Below are 506 nucleotides of genomic sequence, written 5' to 3' on the forward strand. Positions count from 1 at the left end.
GTATTGTATTCGATCGGAACGTCAATTAGAAAAAGAAATTAAAACAAATATTGCGTACCGCTGGTTTTTAGGGTTTTCTTTATCAGATTCCGTTCCAGATCACTCCACAATTAGCTGGAATCGTCGCACTCGTTTTCTTCATACAAACATTTTTGAAGAAATCTTCGATGAAATCGTACGTCAAGCGATGGAACATCGTATGGTGGGAGGACGTGCATTAATGACAGATTCCACTCACGTGAAGGCGAACGCAAATAAAAATAAATTTGTGCACAAAGTAAAAAAAGAGCGTCCTAAATTATATATAGAAGAATTAGAAGCGGCAGTCATGGGAGATCGGGAGAAACACGGAAAAAAGAATTAAAACCAAGAAAGGAAAGTGATACCCCAATCAAAAAAACACGTGTAAGTACAACGGATCCTGATAGTGGCTTTTTAATGAGAGATGGAAAACCAAATGGTTTTCATTTCTTAGACCATAGAACAACTGACGCAAAATATAATAT

1 pseudogene is annotated in these 506 nt (G+C 36.8%); it reads left to right on the forward strand.

The features are described from left to right. Positions 1 to 506, forward strand: a pseudogene (locus AC1DIT_RS28420) (transposase); the annotation flags it as partial.

The organism is Bacillus sp. 05T22 (genome assembly GCF_056396765.1).